The 19829-nt window shown below is 42.1% G+C and carries 18 protein-coding genes and 1 riboswitch; of the genes, 5 read left to right on the top strand and 13 right to left on the bottom strand.

The window, feature by feature from the left end; translation table 11 throughout:
• Window positions 1-164: 164 nt before the first annotated feature.
• The 4 genes from ID165_RS15670 to ID165_RS15655 all read right to left on the bottom strand — a co-directional run bounded on the left by ID165_RS15670 (window position 165) and on the right by ID165_RS15655 (window position 4407).
• Window positions 165-2420, bottom strand: a complete 2256-nt coding sequence (locus ID165_RS15670; RefSeq protein WP_192085936.1) for an ATP-binding protein — start codon at window positions 2418-2420, stop codon at window positions 165-167.
• 5 nt (window positions 2421-2425) lie between these two features.
• The gene (locus ID165_RS15665) at window positions 2426-3028 is read right to left on the bottom strand and encodes a biliverdin-producing heme oxygenase (protein ID WP_192085934.1); all 603 of its coding nucleotides are present in this window, start codon (window positions 3026-3028) and stop codon (window positions 2426-2428) included.
• Between the two features lie 11 nt (window positions 3029-3039).
• Complete coding sequence (locus ID165_RS15660; RefSeq protein WP_192085932.1) at window positions 3040-3477, bottom strand: response regulator; 438 nt, start codon at window positions 3475-3477, stop codon at window positions 3040-3042.
• Between the two features lie 189 nt (window positions 3478-3666).
• The gene (locus ID165_RS15655; RefSeq protein ID WP_192085930.1) at window positions 3667-4407 is read right to left on the bottom strand and encodes a DUF4197 domain-containing protein; all 741 of its coding nucleotides are present in this window, start codon (window positions 4405-4407) and stop codon (window positions 3667-3669) included.
• 184 nt (window positions 4408-4591) lie between these two features.
• Between ID165_RS15655 and ID165_RS15650 the strand changes: the two genes are divergently transcribed.
• A complete protein-coding gene (locus ID165_RS15650; protein WP_192085928.1) occupies window positions 4592-5806 on the top strand; it encodes an arginine deiminase family protein in 1215 nt (404 codons plus the stop codon).
• A gap of 248 nt (window positions 5807-6054) precedes the next feature.
• Here ID165_RS15650 and ID165_RS15645 read toward each other — a convergent pair whose 3' ends face one another.
• A complete protein-coding gene (locus ID165_RS15645; RefSeq protein ID WP_192351606.1) occupies window positions 6055-8736 on the bottom strand; it encodes a putative LPS assembly protein LptD in 2682 nt (893 codons plus the stop codon).
• A 115-nt stretch (window positions 8737-8851) separates the two neighbouring features.
• On the opposite strand from ID165_RS15645, the gene ID165_RS15640 reads away from it, so the two are divergent.
• A complete protein-coding gene (locus ID165_RS15640; RefSeq protein WP_192085926.1) occupies window positions 8852-9652 on the top strand; it encodes an N-acetylmuramoyl-L-alanine amidase in 801 nt (266 codons plus the stop codon).
• A gap of 147 nt (window positions 9653-9799) precedes the next feature.
• Here the strand turns inward: ID165_RS15640 and ID165_RS15635 are convergent, their stop codons facing one another.
• The 8 genes from ID165_RS15635 to thiS all read right to left on the bottom strand — a co-directional run bounded on the left by ID165_RS15635 (window position 9800) and on the right by thiS (window position 16681).
• Complete coding sequence (locus ID165_RS15635) at window positions 9800-10510, bottom strand: HesA/MoeB/ThiF family protein (RefSeq protein WP_192085924.1); 711 nt, start codon at window positions 10508-10510, stop codon at window positions 9800-9802.
• A complete protein-coding gene (gene thiH, locus ID165_RS15630) occupies window positions 10503-11627 on the bottom strand; it encodes a 2-iminoacetate synthase ThiH (protein WP_192085921.1) in 1125 nt (374 codons plus the stop codon). The genes ID165_RS15635 and thiH overlap by 8 nt, the downstream gene beginning before the upstream one ends.
• On the bottom strand, window positions 11620-12387 hold the full coding sequence (locus ID165_RS15625; protein WP_192085918.1) for a thiazole synthase: 768 nt from the start codon (window positions 12385-12387) through the stop codon (window positions 11620-11622). The genes thiH and ID165_RS15625 overlap by 8 nt, the downstream gene beginning before the upstream one ends.
• Complete coding sequence (locus ID165_RS15620; protein WP_225586783.1) at window positions 12374-13003, bottom strand: thiamine phosphate synthase; 630 nt, start codon at window positions 13001-13003, stop codon at window positions 12374-12376. Before ID165_RS15620 ends, ID165_RS15625 begins: the two co-directional genes overlap by 14 nt.
• Window positions 12996-13748 carry a hydroxymethylpyrimidine/phosphomethylpyrimidine kinase gene (locus tag ID165_RS15615; RefSeq protein WP_192085916.1) on the bottom strand — a complete coding sequence of 251 codons (753 nt, stop codon included), beginning with the start codon at window positions 13746-13748 and terminating at the stop codon, window positions 12996-12998. Before ID165_RS15615 ends, ID165_RS15620 begins: the two co-directional genes overlap by 8 nt.
• Before the next feature lie 255 nt (window positions 13749-14003).
• Window positions 14004-14627 (bottom strand): thiamine phosphate synthase, encoded by a 624-nt coding sequence (locus tag ID165_RS15610; protein ID WP_192085914.1) that lies wholly within the window; start codon window positions 14625-14627, stop codon window positions 14004-14006.
• On the bottom strand, window positions 14627-16474 hold the full coding sequence (thiC, locus tag ID165_RS15605) for a phosphomethylpyrimidine synthase ThiC (protein WP_192085912.1): 1848 nt from the start codon (window positions 16472-16474) through the stop codon (window positions 14627-14629). Before thiC ends, ID165_RS15610 begins: the two co-directional genes overlap by 1 nt.
• Window positions 16475-16477: 3 nt before the next feature.
• On the bottom strand, window positions 16478-16681 hold the full coding sequence (gene thiS / locus ID165_RS15600; RefSeq protein WP_192085910.1) for a sulfur carrier protein ThiS: 204 nt from the start codon (window positions 16679-16681) through the stop codon (window positions 16478-16480).
• A 37-nt stretch (window positions 16682-16718) separates the two neighbouring features.
• Window positions 16719-16822, bottom strand: a riboswitch (TPP riboswitch).
• Between the two features lie 283 nt (window positions 16823-17105).
• On the opposite strand from thiS, the gene ID165_RS15595 reads away from it, so the two are divergent.
• The 3 genes from ID165_RS15595 to ID165_RS15585 all read left to right on the top strand — a co-directional run bounded on the left by ID165_RS15595 (window position 17106) and on the right by ID165_RS15585 (window position 19383).
• A complete protein-coding gene (locus ID165_RS15595; RefSeq protein ID WP_192085908.1) occupies window positions 17106-17336 on the top strand; it encodes a hypothetical protein in 231 nt (76 codons plus the stop codon).
• A 96-nt stretch (window positions 17337-17432) separates the two neighbouring features.
• A complete protein-coding gene (locus tag ID165_RS15590) occupies window positions 17433-17981 on the top strand; it encodes an RNA polymerase sigma factor (RefSeq protein WP_192085906.1) in 549 nt (182 codons plus the stop codon).
• Window positions 17968-19383 carry an outer membrane beta-barrel protein gene (locus ID165_RS15585; RefSeq protein ID WP_192085904.1) on the top strand — a complete coding sequence of 472 codons (1416 nt, stop codon included), beginning with the start codon at window positions 17968-17970 and terminating at the stop codon, window positions 19381-19383. The genes ID165_RS15590 and ID165_RS15585 overlap by 14 nt, the downstream gene beginning before the upstream one ends.
• The last annotated feature ends 446 nt before the right edge of the window (window positions 19384-19829 follow it).

Below are 19829 nucleotides of genomic sequence, written 5' to 3'. Positions count from 1 at the left end.
GCTGTACGTCTCAAAAGTAGAAAAAAGAGATATACACAACCCGTGAAGCGAGTTAAGCTTAGTTTAACAATGTGCTATGAGAAATGATCTTTAGATAATATTAGCTCCCATATAGGAAAAATCAGGAGACAACATATTGATTTCCAAGTATAAAATGTGTGTAATTACTGTCGGACAGGGAAATACAAAGAAATCTCAGTGCCTTTCCCTACACTGCTTTTGGCTGTGATATATCCTTTGTGGTTTACCATTATTTTTTTGCACAGTGCAAGCCCTATTCCAGATCCACTATACTCGGTGGATAGATGAAGGCGGGTGAAAACGTTGAAGATGGACTCTGAATATTTCTGATCAAATCCGATTCCGTTGTCTTTGACCGAAACCACATAGTACAGTTCATCCAGCTCGGTGGGATATGACACAGGGTGTTTTTGAGCAGAAATTTCAATTATAGGATTTTCGTGTGCTTTTGCGTATTTTATTGAATTGGAAATCAGATTTGAAAAAAGTTGCTGGAGAAAAAACGGTACCCCCATGACCTCAGGTAAGTCACCAACTTTAATTTTTGTAGATGTATTGCCTTCAGTAAGCTGATTAGCAACTTGTTTTGCCAGAGTATTCAGATCTGTACGTTTGAAGTCTTCATCAGAGTACTTCAGTCGTGTGTATTTCAAAATATCCTGAAGTAAGGTTCGCATTCTTCCAGCGGACAGATTTAAACGTTTGAGGGAGTGATGGACACTGTCGGATACATCCTCTTCAGAAAGCAAGTGAGAGGAAATCAGCTGCATTTTGCGTAGAGGCTCTTGTAAATCATGGGAACTTATCCAATTCATGTTTTCTAACTCTACATTGGCTTCTTTCAGCATTTCACTAAGCTTTCGATATTTTTTTTCCTCTTGAGTGATCCTGATAAGGCTGAGCTGTCGCTGTAGGCTATTGGCATAGGCTGCTGCAGTCTCCAGTTCGGGCTGTAGCCAAGGTTTACTGGTGCACTCTACTATTTCTTTCCACAGTTTAAATGAATTTCTCGGAGAAAGACCTTTTTTGTCCAAGATAATGGACTTGCTAGGGTCTCCTGCCCAGTTTACTTCGGTTTTGGTTTCTGGACGGTACCAGATAATGCAATCATTGCTGTCAATATCCAGAGAATGATAGATTGCTCCTGCAATTTTTTCACATAATCCCCTGTAGTCTGGCAGCATATCCATTAATTTCCCCGTCGAAAAATTAGTGCGACCCCACTTGTCTGCAAAGTGATTGGAAAGGAATTTCACTTCTTTTTTAGAAGGAGTTATTCCATTTAAATAAACCTTTCCTTCATAGACCAGTGAAACACCGCTTGCATTGCATAGTGACAATAGTTCTGGCTGCTTGACGAGCTCCGCAAATGAATTGGGATCTTCCGAAATGTTAAAGGTGTCTATCTTGTCAAAAGCTGCATTGACTTTTTTCGTTACCTCGTATTCTTCATTAGCTTGTCTTACATCGATCTGAGAAGTTATGAAATGGCCTTGCAGCTGAGCTACAAGTCTGAGTTCAGGAGTTAGGTTTTTAGGAGAATAATGGTGGCATGCGATCAGGCCCCATAGTTTCTGCTTGTAGATTAGGGAAATGGTCAGAGTAGCTCCCACCCCCATATTATGCAGGTATTTTACATGTATAGGGGAGGTGCTTCGCAAAATAGAAAGCCCTAAATCAAGGATTTTATCGTGTTGATCATCTACAGTAAAAATAGGTACGGGAGTATAATCAACATCGGTGATAATCCTAAGAAGGTTTTTCATGTAAAGATCCCTAGCCTGAGGAGGAATATCCGTATGGGGATAGTGAAGACCCAAAAAAGGCTCTAAGTCTTCCCTGCAGCTTTCGGCAAATACCTCTCCATTGTAATTATCGTCAAAGCGGTAAATCATCACACGGTCATAGCCGGTTACTTCTCTTGTTCCTTTGGCTACAAGGTTGCACAGATCCCTAAGGCTCTGTGTGGTATGCATATATGAGAGGAATTGAGAAGTATGGTCGTAGACCTCATTTGCTTCTTTGGGTTTGGTTGTTACAGGCTCGGCTTCTACAATATAAATTGAGTTGCTCTTATGCACTGTGCATAGAAAATCACGATCAAGAAGTCTGATTTTCAGTAAGAGGGAAGACAACATTTTGTCTTGGGAAATGTATTCTAGCAAATCTTTCTTCGCCTGTGCTCCAAAAATAGAATCGAAGGAGTGGCCAAGAATTTCTACGTAAGAAATGCCTATGAATTCAGTTGTGTTTGCACTGCAATAATCAATCAAAAGTGAATTTTCCTTCAAACCGATCAAAAAGCCATGAGGCTGTATGCTTCCAGGTATGTGGATAGGCTCCTGTTCACAATTGGTCAGGTTGACTATTTCCCTATTTACAATATCCTTTAACTTCATAAAATCTACCTGCCTTTGCTGATGGTAAAGTGCGTTTTGATAATGGCGAACGTATAATTGGCTCCTTCAATTATTTCATTACCGTTGTTGTGTGTTTTTTCGTAGGCTAAAAGCTCAATTAAAAAATTTTTCCAAAATAGACCGGTGAATTCTCCATATCCTGCAAAATAAGTTGCCCCCATTTCGGAAGAGTACCCTAGGGTTTTTTGGATATGCTTGCTGATTATTTTTCCGCCGATTGTAGAACCCTCAATTACGTAAAGTATTCCCATCGCAAAACCGGTTGGAATTTCCATTTTAAGATCTTTCAAAACTTTGGCATGGGTGGATTTATCAAAACCCAATGCTCTAAGATCCTGAGTAATTAAATGCCTTTTTCTACGCTTATCCAAATCCTTCACTACATGTTTGACAAGCGGAAAAATCTCTGTTTCCACGTCATTGATCACATCACACATAAGATCAAGGTATTTCAAATAATCCTTAGTTGTGACTTCGGCTTTGAGAATGGATTTAGAAATAGGGAGATTTTCCAACTCCCGGTGTAAGTGAGAGGTGTTTTGTTTTAATTTTTGTGCGAAAGAAGGAGAGGAAATAGCCAGACTCATCAAAAGAATGATTAATTGTTGTCATACAAGTAGTTACTTCGGTCTGCGATGAAACTATCCCAGTTGATTTGAAGGGTGTACTCTATAGACTTTCTTAATAGCTTGAAGTTTTCAGCTTTGGGAACATAGTAATTTGCACCCAATTCTTTGGTTTTCAATACAATGGATTCATCTCGCGTAGTGGAGAACATGACTATTGGTAAGCTGGAAAATTTTTCTGATTTCCTTAAAGTTTGTAAGACCTCCAAGCCACTCATTCCCGGCATATTGATGTCCAAGAAAACCATGTGTGGATTTGGAGGAGGATTGTTAAGTGCATGGAGCAATTGGCTTCCACTCATATGGGTGATCACTGCATAGTCCTCACTGATCATGCTGACGATTGTCTTGAAAAATTCCAAGTCATCAATGTCATCATCTGTGTAAAATATCGTCAACTTTTCGTTCATAAATAAAATTTACTGTACTCAACGCATTGTACAGTCATACAAATATATTGGAATAATTGCTGAAAATCTTTCGGGATTTGACCGATGGTTTTCTATTGGTTTTAAGATACAAGAATTAAATTCTTCTGTAAAATCTAAGGTTTATCCAAATGTTGAAAAATCTAAAATAAAAGTGAATCTTCATTGGCTTTATGATCCCTGCTTATCAGCATAGCCAAATACCTTCTGAAGCAATATGGTGCTTCTGGCGGCAGCATTTTCCCTGATTTTCAATTCTTCTTTTGCAATTTCATAGAATAAACCATCTATCGCTTTTTGAGTCACAAAGTTTGATAGATCAGCCTCAATCGGGGTCATAAGCGGTATTTTATTATATCTACCAATCACATCACTCCAGTATCTGGTAGCACCCACCTTCGTTAAACTGCTTTCAATGATGGGTTTGAATTTGCCTTCCAAAGAAGTGGTGGTTTTGTTCTGAAAGTATTTTGTGGCGGCATTATCAGAACCTAGTAGAATGTTTTTCACATCAGCAATGCTCATGTCTTTGATAGCTGCTACGAATATCGGTTTTGCCTCGATGGCGGCATCCTCTGCTGCCCGGTTTACGCTTGTGATCACTTGATCACAAAGACTCCCAAGTCCAAGAGAACGAAGTGTGCTTTCTACTTTTTTTGCCTCTTCGGGAAATACTATCTTGATAGCCAAATTTCCAAGGTATCCATCTTCTTTGGACAGACGATCTGAAGCATAGCTGGCTCCGTATTCCAAGGCTTGCTTCAATCCCGAATTGATTTCTGAATCAGTGGGCGTTCCTAGGTTCAATGAGCTTCCCAGTTGACTTAGTGTATCACAACTTCCCAGCAGTAAGGCACAGACTAAAGTAAATGTGATGGAGATTTTTTTGAATGTGCTGTTTTCTGATTTCATTGGAAACGACTTGAGTGTTTTTGAAACCAATCAACAATGGTGCCTCAATTCAGTTTCAATGGGATTTCAATGGGAGGAATTTATAGCTAAGGCTACGCTTTTTTTTCATTTTCATCAATAAAACTAGATATTTTATTGGGATATGGTAATTATTCGTTAAAATAGATGATAAAGTGTTAACGTGATGAATCTAAGACTTAATTCGGAATTCGGTACGCTCAAAGCTGTTTTGATGCATAGGCCGGGAAAGGAAATAGACAGACTTACTCCTTATAACAAGGAGTTTTTATTGTTTGATGATGTTCCTTATCTCGAAGCTTTGCAGCGGGAGCATGATGCTTTTTCCAACTTGATCAAGGAATCCACAGGGGCAAAGGTCTATCAGTTGAGGGAGTTGCTTATCCGGGTATTGTATGATCATCGTATTTTGCTTCAATTGATGAGGGAGTCACTGAAAAGATCAGGGATGGTTCATTTGGCAGAAGATATTCTGGAGCGGTATTCTACGGCTGAGTGTGCGGGGATTTTGACTGCTGGGCTTAAGGTTCACGAACTCCGGAGAAAACTACCGAAACTGGATGTGGGTGAGCTAATGGAGTTTGCCTTTGTGATATCGCCTTGTCCCAATTTATACTTTCAGCGTGATCCTATGGCTTTGACTCCGGGTGGTATTATTTTTTCAAGTATGCGGATGGAAGGCAGGCAGCGGGAGGCGGATTTGCTTCGGACTATTTTTGAAAATCACCTTGATTTCAAGGATAATATCAATCAACTTTATCCAGTACTTGGCCATGATAATCCACCAAGTATAGAAGGTGGTGATGTGATAATTTTATCCCATAAGGCGGTAGCAATAGGGAATTCGGAACGGACTGATGAAAAGGCTATCTATCATGCTGCCAAAGCAATGCTTTCCGAAGGAACAGTAGAGCGGGTGTATGAGGTTCACCTACCTCAAAAGCGCCAGTTTATGCACTTGGATACGGTATTTACGATTTTGGATGAGAATCTGGTACTGACCTATCCCGATGCTATGAATGCGGTGTTGCAGACATCGCTGTATACGCTGAAAGAGATCAAAGATGATAAAGTCCATATCAAACGGGAGGTTTTGAAAGAATCACTGCTTACCGTTCTGGAGCGGGAGATTCCGCACCTGGAGATCCTGCACACTGCCGCCGGCAATCCTGATTATGCCATGCGTGAGCAGTGGTTTGACGGTGCAAATGTCTTTGCAATTGGTCCACGAAGGGTAATCTCTTATAACAGAAATATTCACACGAATCGGGCTTTGCGAAATATGGGAGTAGAGGTATTGGAAATCCCATCCTCTGAGCTGTCCCGTGGTCTGGGGGGGCCGAGATGTATGACTATGCCTATAAGCAGGTCTAGAGTTTAGAGATTTCGGATTATGGATTTGGGATTTCGGGTTTGCGAAGCCCATACTTACCTCAAACAAGAATGGTAATTTATGGATTGAAAAAAAACTGTCTATAAGCTTATTTTAGTATAGTCTTTCACATTTCTTACACTTCTATTTTTCCTTTTATCAATTTTTATCTCCACAATCAAAACAACAAAATCAAACCATACTTAAAGCCTGGTACAAAAAATCCTCAATCCGAATTCAAAAACCTGAAATCGTGATTAGTTGTCGAAAAACGATCTTCTCCTGGATACTTTAAGATCCTGAAGAATAGTTGATTTCACACGTATATCAATATTATAAGAAGTGAATGCACCAAAAGGAACCCAATTGACATTCATCTGCCAGCAATGAAGATCTCTGGCGATACCGATCATCGTCTGGGTGAGCTTTTTCGTTTGTGCATCGAAACCTGTATTGAAATTGATTTTCCACTTTTCTGATAGGGAAAAATCCCCGTTCATACTGACTGTTTGGGTGATGTTTTGACTTCCGGATACGGGGTTGCTGTAAGAAAGCACATAACCGAATGAGACGTTCCAGGGGATGTTCCAGTCGATGTATTGGCTGGGATCGGTAGCAATTCTATTAATTTCACTTTCCACAAACTCATTCATTACTCCGCCCTGCTGCATAAATTGATTGGTGAGCTCGTCTCTTACCTCTCCTTGGTTTTGTGCGCTGTTGGGATTTATGGAGGCATTCATATTCAGTGAAGCACTTCTGATAGTCCCCAGTCCTTGTCCGTTTTTCCAAGCGAATTTATTGATCGATCTGGTTGTTTCTGTTCCGCTTGTATTGGTGTAGGCTCCCGTAGCGTAAGGATCCAGTGTAGAACTCATGTTAACGGATAATTTTCTGTTGAAAAAGCTGGTCCGTGCACTGATCCGTATCGGTGCAAGGTTAAAAGAATCGGCGGCAAAATTGTAGCTGGAATTCAAATCGATATTTTCCAAGAGTGGGATTTTCTTGGTGGAATTTTCTCCGGTAGAATCATTTTTGTCGAGAATTTTTGCTTCCAAGACGCTACGGATACTGAAACTCATAGCTCTGCTTTCCCCCAATGGAGCCCCGCTATAGGAGAAGCCTTGGTGTCTCGACATCAAACGAGTATCTCCTTCATCATTGATCTGTACCTCTTGATAATAGCCGAATGAGGATGTTGAGAAATCCGGTGAATAGTTAAAGCTTAGAGAGGGTTGTATGTGCTGGCGTATAGTTTGGATCTTCCCCTTTTTGAAATTGAAAAAACCATAGATGTTGGTGTTCATACTGAAAGAAGTAGAATAAAATGTCACGCGGTTAAATCCGTCTTCCAGAATTTTATCCACCCGCTGTTCTTCAGGATTGTAGAAATAATTGATCCTTTTGAGATACCATAGCTCAGTTAAACTGGCGGAAGCTGTTCCTGTAAAGTATTTGAACAGTTTGAAGTTAGAACTTACAGGGATTCTATTTCTCGCCCCATTGGTGGCATTTTGTAATAGATAGCCAAAGTTGGATGGTGTGAACGGAACCAAATCCGGAGCGTCAGTATTGTCTACTAAGTCAGGGTCTACACCAAACTCCTGTGTGACCTTGTTTGTGACTGAGTTTTGAAGGTCAAAATTATACGCCACATTCAGGGTTTTCAGTGGTTCGAATTTTACATTCTTAAATGGACTTTGCCTATTCATGTTTAGGCTCATTGTCGGCAAACTGAGCTGCACCTCTCCTGTCTGCACACTTTGGGAGTGTCGCATACTTGCTCCAAAGGAGAACGGAGTGCCAGTGAATGTTTTGCTATAGTTGATATTCGAAGACAAGTCTGCAGTGACGTTATTCGCAAAATTATTCGGGTTGACTATGTTGTTGAAATAACTGGTGGATCCGGCATTGACAGAAGCAGAGAATCTACTATTTCCGCGTGATTCCGGGTTGTGCGACCACTGGATTCGGAACGTATTATAGTCTACCGGATTCAGCTCTGTCTCCGGAGACCTGAATTTTTGAAAATCAATATTGAAAGAACCTCCAAATCTATAACGCTTTTTGTAGGCCGCCTGTGATTTGAGTCCCCATCCTCCGTTGGAGAAAACATCTCCTGTTACACGTGCATGGATATAATCACTGATGGCAAAATAATAGCCTAAATCACGAAGGTATAGTCCTCTTTTTTGCTCTTGGCCGTAAGAGGGAAAGATCAATCCTGACGCTTTTTCCTCAGGTGTATTGGGGATGATTCCGAACGGTAAACCTAGAGGTGTGGGAATGCCATTGAAATAAAGATTGAAAGGTCCTGAGACCACCTGTCCGCCTTCGACGGACTTGATTTTATTGGAAGAAATATGCCAGTGTGGTGTAGTAAGTTTACAGGTGGTATAGTAGCCATGATCCATATAGATGCTGCCGTCTTGGGTTTTTTTAATGGTTTCGCCCCGAAGAATACCATCTTGCTGCTCTGTGACCACATCTTTGATTATGGCTTTCTGTGTTTTGAAATTATACCGCATTTCCTTGCGGATTTCATAAGAAGAAGGGCCATCCTTGAAGAATGGATTTCCTGTCACATTTCCCAAGCTATCAGTGACCCCGGAAGCATATAGCTCGGAGTTTTTCCAGTCAATAACGATTAGATCTGCCTCCAGCCTCATAGTGCCATACTCAAACCATGCTTGGTTGTAGAGGTACACTTTGTTCTGTGTGAAATCAGAAACAATACTATCTTCACCGTAATAAGTAATATCTGTAGAAATATCACTCCTGGGCATCATTTTTGTCGAGTCAGATACCGCTAGCGAATCAGTAGGGTTTGGGATAGTATCCAAGGCTATCAATTGTTGCGAAGGAGACATCAGCGTATCCGGGAGAATTATAGGCTTTTCTCGGGGAGGACGGACAGGGTTTTGAGCAGTCGCCACCATCGGAACAACCAACAGCACCAAAAAACAAAATAAAAAGAGCCTGAATCCCTGCACTGTTGCTTACGCTTTATTTAATTTGAGTGAAATTTCGTGTAAAGTTAATTTTATTGCCCTCATGGAACGGTCCAAAAACAAAAAAATTCTTCTTAGTCTGATTTTATGCATTCCCTTTGTATTCGGCGGATTCATCACCAACGAAACAATGATGCCGAAGTTTCGGATGAAAAAAATTGTTCTTGATGCAGGACACGGTGGTAGAGATCCGGGGAATTTAGGTTCAAGATCTAAGGAAAAAGACATTAATCTAGCTGTAACTCTGTTAGTTGGAAAATACATTAAGGAAAATCTGCCGGATGTAGAAGTGGTATATACCAGAAAAGACGACAGCTTTCCAACGCTAAAAGATCGGCCAATGATTGCAAATAAAAACAAAGCAGATCTTTTTGTTTCTATTCATTCGAATTCTGCTGCAAATAAAACCGCTTATGGTACCGAAACATTTGTCATGGGAACCAAGCATTTTGAGTCCAACTTTGATATTGTAAAGCGGGAAAACTCGGTTATTCTCTTGGAGGATAATTACCAAGAAAACTACGAAGGATTCGATCCGTCTTCTCCAGAATCCTACATGATGTTCAATTTGATGTCAAAAGTTCATTTCGAAAACTCAGTATCTCTTGCTGATAATATCGAGACCCAGTTTAGAAGTCGGGTGGGCCGTAAAAGCAGGGGAGTTAAACAGGGGCCGTTCTACGTTCTCTGGACTCCATCCATGCCTTCTGTTTTGGTGGAGTTGGGTTTTCTGTCCAATACCACCGAGGAGAAATTCTTAATGAGCCAAGAAGGCAAAGAATACATGGCATCTGCCATCTATAGATCTATCCGGGATTATAAGGAATCTATCGAAGCCAACTAATTTCCGGCTTTTTAAGTAATAATGTAGCCCTTTTCCGATTCAGGAGAGGGCTTTTTTGTGGGGTAGTTACCCTGGTGATTTCAGAGCAAGCAATTATTCATCCTGTATGCCACTCAAAGGCCTCTTCAAATCGATTGCCATCTTGAGTTAAAATCGAATCTGTCTCATTCCTATCGTTTTCAAATCTATCAGAAGCAAGGTGTTGACTTGTTCAAATTGTCCCATGATCAACTGAGTCACAAAATCACACATATACAATCCCACAATTCCCGGTACATAGCCCATCACACCATTTTCCGAGCAGCTCGGCACATCTTCAGCATTTGGCGGTTCGGGGAATAAATCCCGTAAGTGCTTGCCCCCTTTATAATTAAATACCGCTACTTGCCCCTGATACCCTAAGATACTGCCATAAACCAAGGGTTTTCCCATCTTCACGCAGGTGTCGTTTACAATGTATCGTGTCAGAAAATTGTCACAGCCATCCACGATGAAGTCGTAATCACTAAAAATTTGCTTGGCATTTTCTTCCGACAGCAATTCGGGATAGGTAGTTATAGATACATAGGGATTTTGTTTTACTAATTTTTCCTTAGTGACATCCACTTTTAACCGTCCGGCATCTTCAGGCGAAAATAAAATCTGACGGTGGAGATTTGATATTTCAACTACATCAAAATCAACAATTCCTAGGGTTCCTACTCCCATCGAAGTTAAGTACTGAAGTAGTGGTGCACCCAAACCTCCGGCACCGATGACAAGTATCTTTGCTTCTTTCAGCATTGTTTGCCCAGCCAAGCCCACATCCTCCAGCATCACTTGTTTATTGTAGCGATTGAATTCTTCTCTGCTAAGCATAGTGTTCACTGAATTTTCGGTCCCAGTCTTTATGAACGGCCTCGTATCCCCTGGCTTTGATCAATTCCACTATCTCCTGAACCGGACGATCATCGGAAATCTCAAACTGCTCCAGAGATTCAGGTTCTACGGAGTAACCCCCAGGATTTGTTTTTGATCCGGCACTCATGGACGTGACTCCAAGTGGAATAATATTATTCCTGAAGTGCTCCGATTCTCTGGTAGAAATTGACAGTTCCACATCCTCGTTGAATAGGCGGTAAGCCGTCAGTAATTGCACCAAGTGTCTGTCTGTTACGATCACGTTGGGTTCAATAATTCCCTCAGCAGGACGCATTCTCGGGAAGGAAATCGAGTATTTTGTTTTCCAGAATTTCTTTTCCAGGTAATCCAAATGAGCGGCACAGTAAAAGGAATCAACCCGCCAATCTTCCAATCCTAATAATACCCCCAATCCGATTTTGTGAATTTCCGCCTCGCCGATTCTATCGGGTGTCTCCAAGCGGTAATCGAAATTCGATTTTTTTCCTTTCGTGTGGTAATTTTTGTATACTTCCTTATGATACGTTTCCTGATAAACCAACACGGAGTAAACACCGGAATCGTGTGCTTGTCTGTATTCTTCCACACTTAAGGGCTGAAATTCTATCGAAATATTGGCAAAATTGGGCTTGATAAGCTTGATCGCTTGTAAGAAATAATTGATGTTTACCGTATGGTTCGCCTCACCCGTGACCAGTAGGATATGGTTAAATCCCTCTTTCTTTATCGCTTCAATTTCCTTTTTGATTTCATCATCGGAGAGGGTCTTGCGTTTCACTTTATTGGTCAGACTGAATCCGCAGTAGGTGCAGATATTATTGCACTCGTTGCTCAAATACATGGGGGCATAGAGCTGTATCGTTTTTCCATAACGCTTCTGTGTCAGTGCACTCGATTTGGCTGCCATCTGCTCCAAATAAGGTTCTGCAGCAGGGGAGACCAATGCCTTAAAATCTTCCAACGATAATTTCGAAGCGTGCAAAGCGTGAAGCACATCTTTCTCTGTCTTGGAATAAATCGATTCCTTCACCTCATCCCAAGAGAGGGAGTTGAATATGTCTACAAAGCTACCCATTCAAAAAAGACGTTAAGGGGCTTGATGCAATCGCTGAAGATTGGATCTTTCCCAATTTCGATTCATAGGCCAATCGGCCCGCAATTACCGCCATTTTGAAAGCTGCGGCCATGTCTGTCGGATTTCCCGCTACTGCGATTGCAGTGTTTACCAGAACGGCATCCACACCCAGCTCCATGGCTTTGGCTGCATCAGAGGGAGCTCCGATTCCTGCATCCACAATCACGGGAACCCGACTTTGCCCGATTATGATTTCCAGAAAATCTATTGTTCTAAGTCCTTTATTGGTGCCAATCGGCGAACCTAAAGGCATCACTGCCGCAGTGCCTGCATCTTCCAATAGCTTGCATAAAACCGGGTCAGCATGTATGTAAGGAAGTACAATAAAGCCCAGTTTCGCCAATTCTTCCGTTGCTTTCAAGGTTTCTATCGGGTCGGGCAGCAAGTATTTTGGATCAGGATGAATTTCCAGTTTCAGCCAATTCGTCTCCAATGCTTCCCGGGCCAACTGAGCCGCAAAAATAGCTTCTTTCGCATTTCGTGCGCCGGAAGTGTTGGGCAGTAAATTGACAGACTTGGGTAAATGACCCAAAATCGAGTCAGTATCGGTTTCCAAATCAATTCTTTTCAGTGCTACTGTTACCAGTTCAGAACCTGAATTGATAATGGCATTCTGCATTTCTAAAGGTGAACCAAACTTTCCCGTTCCCAAAAAAAGGCGTGAGTTAAATTCCTTGTCTGCGATTTTAAGCGGGTTCATAGAGTATCTTATTAATGCGTTCCACAATTTCTTTTTTATGCATTGAGTTGGCTAAAATCCCCGATAAAGCAATTCCGCTGAGTCCCGTCTCTAGAATGAGGGAGATGTCTTCCAACTGAATTCCACCAATTGCCAAGATGGGCGTTTTCCTTTGCTCCTCATTCAATCGGTTGATCAGGCTTCTGTAACCTTCCAATCCGAGTATTGGACTCAGTTTTTCTTTTGTCGTGGTGAATCTGTAGGGACCTAGCCCTATGTAATTGCAGCCTTCTTCTATTCTTTGTACTACATCTTCCACTGTATTGGCGGTTCCGCCTATGATTTTGTCCTTACCTAATATCAACCGCGCTTCTATAATGGCCGTGTCTGCCAATCCCAGATGAACTCCATCAGCATTGATTTTTTTTGCGAGATTCACGTTGTCGTTCAAGATGAAAGTTGCTCCGGATTGGGCGCACAACGATTGTATTTCCAGTGCTGTTTCCTCTACAATTTCATCCGGAAAATTCTTCATGCGCAACTGAATCCATTTGCCTCCTGCAATCAATACCTCTTTGCAGTTATTGAGGTGTTCTTCAGGTGTTTGACCTTGTGATATGAATTGAAATCTATACATGATGATATCCCAATAAGGTGTGATTACTGTTCAAAACTTTTTCCAAATAGGCTTTTCCTCTCCGGCACGACTCTTCCAGAGAAAATTCCAGAGCCAGATTGGACGCTATAGCGGCAGATAAGACACATCCTGTCCCATGCTTGCTGTTTGTACTTTCCTTTGTCGGCAAAAACTCAGTGACCTGTTTGTTTTCATATAAATAATCGACGCCTTTTTTAGTTATATGATGTCCTCCTTTCAGGAAAACTGTGCAGTACTTTACCAATTCGCTTGCGGCATTTTCCTCTGTTTCCTCTCCTGATATCCATTTCACTTCTTCCAGATTTGGAGTAATCAGGTAGCATTTTTGCAAACTTTTGTAAAAGCGTTCTCTCGATGAAAAATCAAACAAGTCAAATCCTGCAGATGCTCTAAACACCGGGTCTACGACAATTCTTATCCCGGGATAATGTGTGCTCAGAAAGCTTACGATCTTACCTAAATAGTCCACATTGGGCAAAATCCCTGTCTTAATTACCGTGACGGGATACTTTGACAATAAGACCTCAAGTGCAATCAACACATCCGCTACTTTCTCCCAGCGCATAGCCAGAAAGCTGTCTTCCGTTTGTAGGGTAATTCCCGAGCAAATAGCCAGACCATACACTTTGTGCTGCTCAAACGTTTTGATGTCCGCCGTTAATCCGGCACCTCCGCTTGGGTCAAAACCTGCAATTGTCAATACATAAGGTCTATTGTTTTGCATTTTTATGAAAGTGTAATGGTTCCCGCAGATAAGTGCTGAAAAGGACGCTGATCTCAGCTGATCTTACCAATTGAAATAGCTCTTTCATCTCAGTTTGTAAAGGTTAATTCGTAGGTGTTATTCTGAAAGCCTAGTTTAAAACCGCAGTGGGCACTGTGGTTGCGCGGAGGCCACAGTTCAGGAATAATTTCCTTGGCAATGCCCAAGCTTGTCAGACTGACCTGCCAGTCTGCCGAAGGCATGAAAGTCGTAGTCTTATTTCCCAAGCCCACTTTCATCTACTTTTGAGATAGCCAAATTCCTAAGTATTTTTTCAAATGCGTCTACTTTATTCCCGCTTTGCCAGATTGTGCCGCAAAGTGCTACTCCATCAAATCCCTTTTCCAAGAGCGAAGCTGCGTTTGTTTGCGTAATTCCTCCAATTCCAATCAACTTTGCTGACCTGCATTTTCCAAAGTAAGGTTTTGTGTACTTTTCAGGTTTGTAACCGGGTTTGGAAATGCTTTCAAAAACAGGCCCGAAGAATGCGTAGCGAAATACCTGATTCAAGCTCTGAAACGCTTCCGGAGAATGTACAGAGGTGGAATAAACCAACTCCGTATTTTCCATTCTCCGATAGTCATTTGCTGTCAGTTTCATCCGATCCGATTCCTTGAAATGGATTCTATGTATGCCAAATTCTCGTGCCAACTGATGATGACTGTGAAGCACTACTCGCGGACGATATTCCTCCAAAATCGCTGTTAACATAGTTCTGAGCTCTCCTTCTCCGGCTTCTGGTTTGCGCAAATGAAATAACTTCAATCCTGCGGCAAATAATTGGTTAATTACCGCAGGTTCATTTTCGAGCATTTCAGGACTGGAGACAACTAGCAGCATTAGGAATAAATTTCCCTGCCTTTTTCCTTAAATTCTTCCGACTTCTCAAACATCCCCGCTTCTGCGTCATTACGAATCTCCTGACTGATTTTCATAGAGCAGAATTTCGGTCCGCACATCGAGCAGAAGTGGGCGACTTTTGCGCCTTCAGCAGGAAGAGTTTCATCGTGAAATTCACGTGCTGTGTCCGGATCCAACGATAGGTTGAACTGGTCTTCCCATCTGAATTCGAAGCGGGCTTTGCTCAAGGCATTATCCCGGTATTGAGCACCGGGGTGTCCTTTTGCCAAATCCGCTGCGTGCGCAGCCAGTTTATAGGTAATTACTCCAGTTTTCACATCTTCCCTGTTTGGCAAGCCTAAATGCTCTTTTGGTGTGACGTAGCACAGCATCGCAGTACCAAACCAGCCAATCATCGCAGCTCCGATTGCCGAAGTGATGTGGTCATAACCTGGTGCTATATCAGTAGTCAAAGGTCCTAAAGTGTAGAAAGGCGCTTCGTGACATTCTCTCAATTGCTTGTCCATGTTTTCTTTGATCATGTGCATCGGTACATGGCCGGGACCTTCTATCATCACCTGCACATCGTGCTTCCAAGCGATTTTTGTCAGTTCGCCCAATGTTTCCAACTCGGCAAATTGTGCCGCATCGTTTGCATCGGCGATCGAGCCCGGACGCAGACCATCTCCAAGAGAGAAAGCCACATCGTATGCCTTCATGATTTCACAAATGTCCTCGAAATGCGTGTAAAGGAAATTTTCTTTGTGATGTGAAAGACACCATTTTGCCATAATCGAACCGCCACGGGAGACGATTCCCGTCATTCGCTTGGCCGTCAATGGGATGTATCGCAAAAGCACACCCGCATGAATGGTGAAATACGATACGCCTTGCTCGGCTTGTTCGATCAACGTATCTCTGAAAATTTCCCATGTCAGGTCTTCTGCTTTACCTTTTACTTTTTCAAGTGCCTGATAAATCGGAACAGTTCCTATCGGAACGGGTGAGTTGCGGATAATCCATTCTCTTGTCTCATGAATGTTGTCCCCGGTAGACAAATCCATAATAGTGTCCGCTCCCCAGCGGCAAGCCCACACGGCCTTCTCTACTTCTTCTTCAATAGATGAAGTCACGGCACTGTTACCGATATTTGCATTTACTTTCACCAAGAAATTACGTCCTATAATCATGGGCTCACTTTCCGGGTGGTTGATGTTATTTGGGATAATGGCTCTTCCCTCTGCTATTTCATCGCGTACGAATTCAGGTGTAATGAGATTTTTAGGAGTATTCGCAGCGAAACTTTCGCCTATATGCTGCGCGCACATTGTATCGTATTCGCCGTTCCATTGCGCTTTCAAATCTTCTATCCGTTGATTTTCGCGAATGGCAATATATTCCATTTCAGGTGTGATAATTCCTTTTTTGGCATAGTGCAACTGTGACACATTTGCACCGTTTTTCGCCCGCAGAGGTTTTGCAATATGCTCAAAACGCAAATGTTCCAGCGAACTGTCGTTCAATCGTTCCTGTCCGTAATCTGAAGTGGAGGATTCCAGACGCTCCACATCCCCGCGGTCAAGAATCCACTGCTCTCGGATACGCGGCAAACCTTTTTTGATATCGATTACCGCATTTTCATCCGTATAGGGTCCACTTGCGTCATATACTGTTACCGGTGGATTCTTCATTGTTCCTCCGCTGAACAACTTCGTGGGCGAGACCGCAATTTCACGCATCGCTACTTTGATATCGTGGATTTTTCCCGGTACATACACTTTTTTAGAGCCGCTTATAGGTCCTTTTGAAATACTGCCCTGCATGGGTGATTTGTCTTTTTTGCTCATAACTTACCCTCCTTGAGTTGCTTTGATGATCAATAAATTATCGTTTGCTTTTAAGTAGGTCTTCGCCCACTCTGTCTTGGGGACAATGGTTTCATTGATTGCCACAGCAATACCATTTTGTTTTTCGCCTATCTGACGAAAAACAAAGTCTGAAACCGATGTTTCTTCCTGTACCTCCTGAGTCTGATTGTTATATGTTATCTCCATCCTGTAAAAATTATATACTTCAGGGGAGACACAGCACGTGTATCACTTAGCTTTTTCCTTCGGCAGTACTAACTGCATCAGGTTCAAAGGGTATAATCTCAGTCCTTACTGTATTCAGTGAGGACACCCCTAAAGTTTTCCCAAGCTACAAATAAATTGTGAGAGTGGGAAAAAAGAAGGGATGTTTTGTGAATCTCTAGTTCAGGTTTTTGTTGGGGAATATGGGATATCCCAGTTGCTTCGTGGACTTTCTGCAGTATGTTTTTCCGCACCTCATTACCCATAGCTTAGGGCGTACTATAGACTAATCACCAATCTTTGAATACTGTAACTGTCTATTTGTCCATAGCGACCGGTTACTCAAAATTTTTTTCCTATTACTGTAGCGAATGGGATAAGCTATCCGTCAGGGTAAAAAAGCATTATGAAGACACTTCTTCGAATCTACTTGATTTTGATATTTGCCGGTAGCGCTATGGAAGCCGGATCAGAGAATGATTCAATCAACTCGGGATTTTCGACAGAAGCATCTAATTTTGCTGCAAATTCCGGCTATAACCAGAACCAAAAAGGGACAATGACCAATTGTATTAACTTGGCTATTCCGGTAGATTACAAAGATGTGAGGGGGACTGGTGTAAAGCAAAAGCCCTGAGTAGGTTGCTTATGACGAGATGAAACATGAATAACTAACTAGTGAGAATTCCGACTCCAACATGGAAGTCGTAAACCATAGATTAATAGGTTTGAATTGAATTGGACTGATCAGGAGTTGATCGAAGGTTGCAAACGACGATCAGCTAAGCACGAAGAGGTGTTTTATAAAAAATACTATGGCTATGTCATGGGGATCAGTCTGTCCTATTCCAAGGACAGAGCACTGGCCGATGAAATCACGAACGACTCCTTTATGAAGTTTTTCGGGTCTATTAAGAAATTTGATGATTTCCAGTCTGTGAAGGCTTGGCTTCGCCGTATCACCGTAAATACCGCTATAGACTATTTCCGAAAGCAGAAGAAGTTTCAGAATCAAACCGATGTGACTGAGGATCCCGGGGTTTTCCATGAAATGAGTGCGCTTCAAGATCTGGCATTTCAGGATATTATCAATCTTATCAATCAGTTACAGGAGGATCATAAAATGGTTTTCAATCTCTATGAAATTGAAGGCTACAGCCACAAGGAAATTGGCGAGAAGCTTAGCTTGTCAGAAAGCTCATCAAGAGTCTATCTCGCCCGGGCGAAGACGCAGCTCCGTAAATTAGTCTCATTACACTTGAAAGAATATGAAGGAAGATAAGCTGGATAAAGAAATTGCTGCTTCCCTTAAAAAGAAGTTAGCAGAGGCTTCTGTGCCTTACCAATTGGGTGCATGGGAAGCTTTTCAGAAAAAACGCGCATTGCGCAAACGTAAAACTATTGCCTATTGGGCGAGCGGGGTCGCTGCGTCCCTGGTACTTTTGGCAGTGGGATTGAATTCTGTTGATTTCTCAGGAAATGAACATCCTGAGTATAGGGAAATTCAGATGGCAGAAAGTATCGGGAATGCCTCTGAAAATGAGGTAGAAGAAATTACTATAACTGAAAAAGAGGCTATTGCGGAAAATTCTCCTGTCGGGACGGAAGTAGATCAAAAGTCAAGTGAAAGTGCTTCTGATACCAAAGCAATTACTAAAGCTGAGAAAAATCAAAGCTCTCGACCTGCTCCTGCTGATACTAAAACTTTGGCTTTTGTTCCTGATCCTACACTAGAGGAAGTAGAAAAAACAGCTAAGACGGAAACGGTAAATGCATTGCCGGAATTGCAGGTGCTTTCTACCGAAAAACCGGTAGGACTGGTTCCAAAAAGCGAAATCATTCAAAATCCTCCCCTGATTGCCAAAGTGGAAGAAAAGGAACTCCTGCCATTGATTGAGAAACCCATAGAAAAGACACCGGCGGTGGTTGAAGTAGAAGAAACTGTGAAACCTATAATGCCTCTGGCTCCTCCAGAATTAGAGAAGGAAAGATTTGTCGCTGAAAATGATTTTCCTGTTATTCCAAAGGATAAAGCTACAGTTGGACTGGGTATGGGCTTATCTCCCGGTTTCGGGGCAATCCAAAGCGATAACCAAGTGGCTACGGCTTCCACGATTGGATTGGGCATGCTGGTGGATGTCAATCTTCCCGGCAAGTTTACTCTTGGATCGGGACTGGGACTAAACTACCTCAACCAAAATGCAAAGCAGGAAAGTACAGTGATGGCATTTGGAAATACATACCCCCAAACTGAGAAACTGGAAGTTCGTCAGATGCAGGTAGAGCTACCTGTATTTGTCAAGTATCCCCTGACCAGAAGCAATTCCATATCCATTCAGGCCGGATTTTCAAACTTCTATGCTTTAAACGAAACTGCCAGCCAAGAGAATACTGTAGAACGTCAGATGGCTGTGTATAATAGTGATGCATCTGGTTTTTCGTCAGTTACCCTGAAGCAGCAGGCTGTAACGGAAAGTGCTACACTTGAACCCAAGAATGGTAGATTCTATCCATTTGCCACATTGAATTTCGGATTGAATCTTCGTGTTCTGGAGACCAAAGGAGCGAACTACGTGATTATGCCTTTTTACAATTATCAGGTAAGACAAGTCTCAGGTTATGGTGATACGTATGGCTTGTTTGGAGCGAGCTTTAAGGTGAGTTTTGGAGGAGGAGAGAAGTAGGCAGGAATGGTCAGTCACAGTTATCAGCGTCCAGTCATAGTAGGCATTGATTAATTCTCGGTCAAAGTTTACAGTAGTAAGGACTCAGTGGCTGCCATTCTGAGCACTCACCCTACCGTAGATGGGGCCGAGCTTGAGGGTTGTGGTTTTTCATTTTTAGACATTGATTGTATTTGATGCTGCTTCTCCGGAAGCAGTACCGTGGTTTGTGTCTCCCAGGTCATTTTAAATAAATCAATTTTGGCGTTGCCTCCCTACAGGATCTGGCGGAGCCTTCTAGCCGGTAGAACGAAAAGATAGGAATACAGGCATCATTACAGATAACCGTAAAAGTAAAATGACAATCAGGGATATTCAAAAAATAGCTGAAGAGCATGGATTGCTTCTTATGGCTTCTTTGCAGTAGAAACACAAGATAAAACCCATATTAAGGGAGCTAAAGCGCA

Source organism: Algoriphagus sp. Y33, from assembly GCF_014838715.1.
Taxonomy (GTDB): Bacteria; Bacteroidota; Bacteroidia; order Cytophagales; family Cyclobacteriaceae; genus Algoriphagus.
The sequence above is the reverse complement of the archived record's forward strand: the minus strand, read 5'-3'. Positions and strand labels throughout refer to the sequence as shown.

Bases quoted from the DNA above. Each gene is read 5' to 3' on its own strand.
- thiH (WP_192085921.1), bottom strand. From the start codon at position 11,627: ATGGGTAGCTTTGTAGACATATTCAACTCCCTCTCTTGGGATGAGGTG.
- ID165_RS15665 (WP_192085934.1), bottom strand. From the start codon at position 3,028: ATGAGTCTGGCTATTTCCTCTCCTTCTTTCGCACAAAAATTAAAACAA.
- ID165_RS15620 (WP_225586783.1), bottom strand. From the start codon at position 13,003: ATGTATAGATTTCAATTCATATCACAAGGTCAAACACCTGAAGAACAC.
- ID165_RS15625 (WP_192085918.1), bottom strand. From the start codon at position 12,387: ATGAACCCGCTTAAAATCGCAGACAAGGAATTTAACTCACGCCTTTTT.
- ID165_RS15610 (WP_192085914.1), bottom strand. From the start codon at position 14,627: ATGCTGCTAGTTGTCTCCAGTCCTGAAATGCTCGAAAATGAACCTGCG.
- ID165_RS15615 (WP_192085916.1), bottom strand. From the start codon at position 13,748: ATGCAAAACAATAGACCTTATGTATTGACAATTGCAGGTTTTGACCCA.
- ID165_RS15670 (WP_192085936.1), bottom strand. From the start codon at position 2,420: ATGAAGTTAAAGGATATTGTAAATAGGGAAATAGTCAACCTGACCAAT.
- ID165_RS15585 (WP_192085904.1), top strand. From the start codon at position 17,968: ATGAAGGAAGATAAGCTGGATAAAGAAATTGCTGCTTCCCTTAAAAAG.
- thiS (WP_192085910.1), bottom strand. From the start codon at position 16,681: ATGGAGATAACATATAACAATCAGACTCAGGAGGTACAGGAAGAAACA.
- ID165_RS15655 (WP_192085930.1), bottom strand. From the start codon at position 4,407: ATGAAATCAGAAAACAGCACATTCAAAAAAATCTCCATCACATTTACT.
- ID165_RS15650 (WP_192085928.1), top strand. From the start codon at position 4,592: ATGAATCTAAGACTTAATTCGGAATTCGGTACGCTCAAAGCTGTTTTG.
- ID165_RS15635 (WP_192085924.1), bottom strand. From the start codon at position 10,510: ATGCTTAGCAGAGAAGAATTCAATCGCTACAATAAACAAGTGATGCTG.
- ID165_RS15660 (WP_192085932.1), bottom strand. From the start codon at position 3,477: ATGAACGAAAAGTTGACGATATTTTACACAGATGATGACATTGATGAC.
- ID165_RS15595 (WP_192085908.1), top strand. From the start codon at position 17,106: ATGAAGACACTTCTTCGAATCTACTTGATTTTGATATTTGCCGGTAGC.
- thiC (WP_192085912.1), bottom strand. From the start codon at position 16,474: ATGAGCAAAAAAGACAAATCACCCATGCAGGGCAGTATTTCAAAAGGA.
- ID165_RS15645 (WP_192351606.1), bottom strand. From the start codon at position 8,736: ATGGTGGCGACTGCTCAAAACCCTGTCCGTCCTCCCCGAGAAAAGCCT.
- ID165_RS15640 (WP_192085926.1), top strand. From the start codon at position 8,852: ATGGAACGGTCCAAAAACAAAAAAATTCTTCTTAGTCTGATTTTATGC.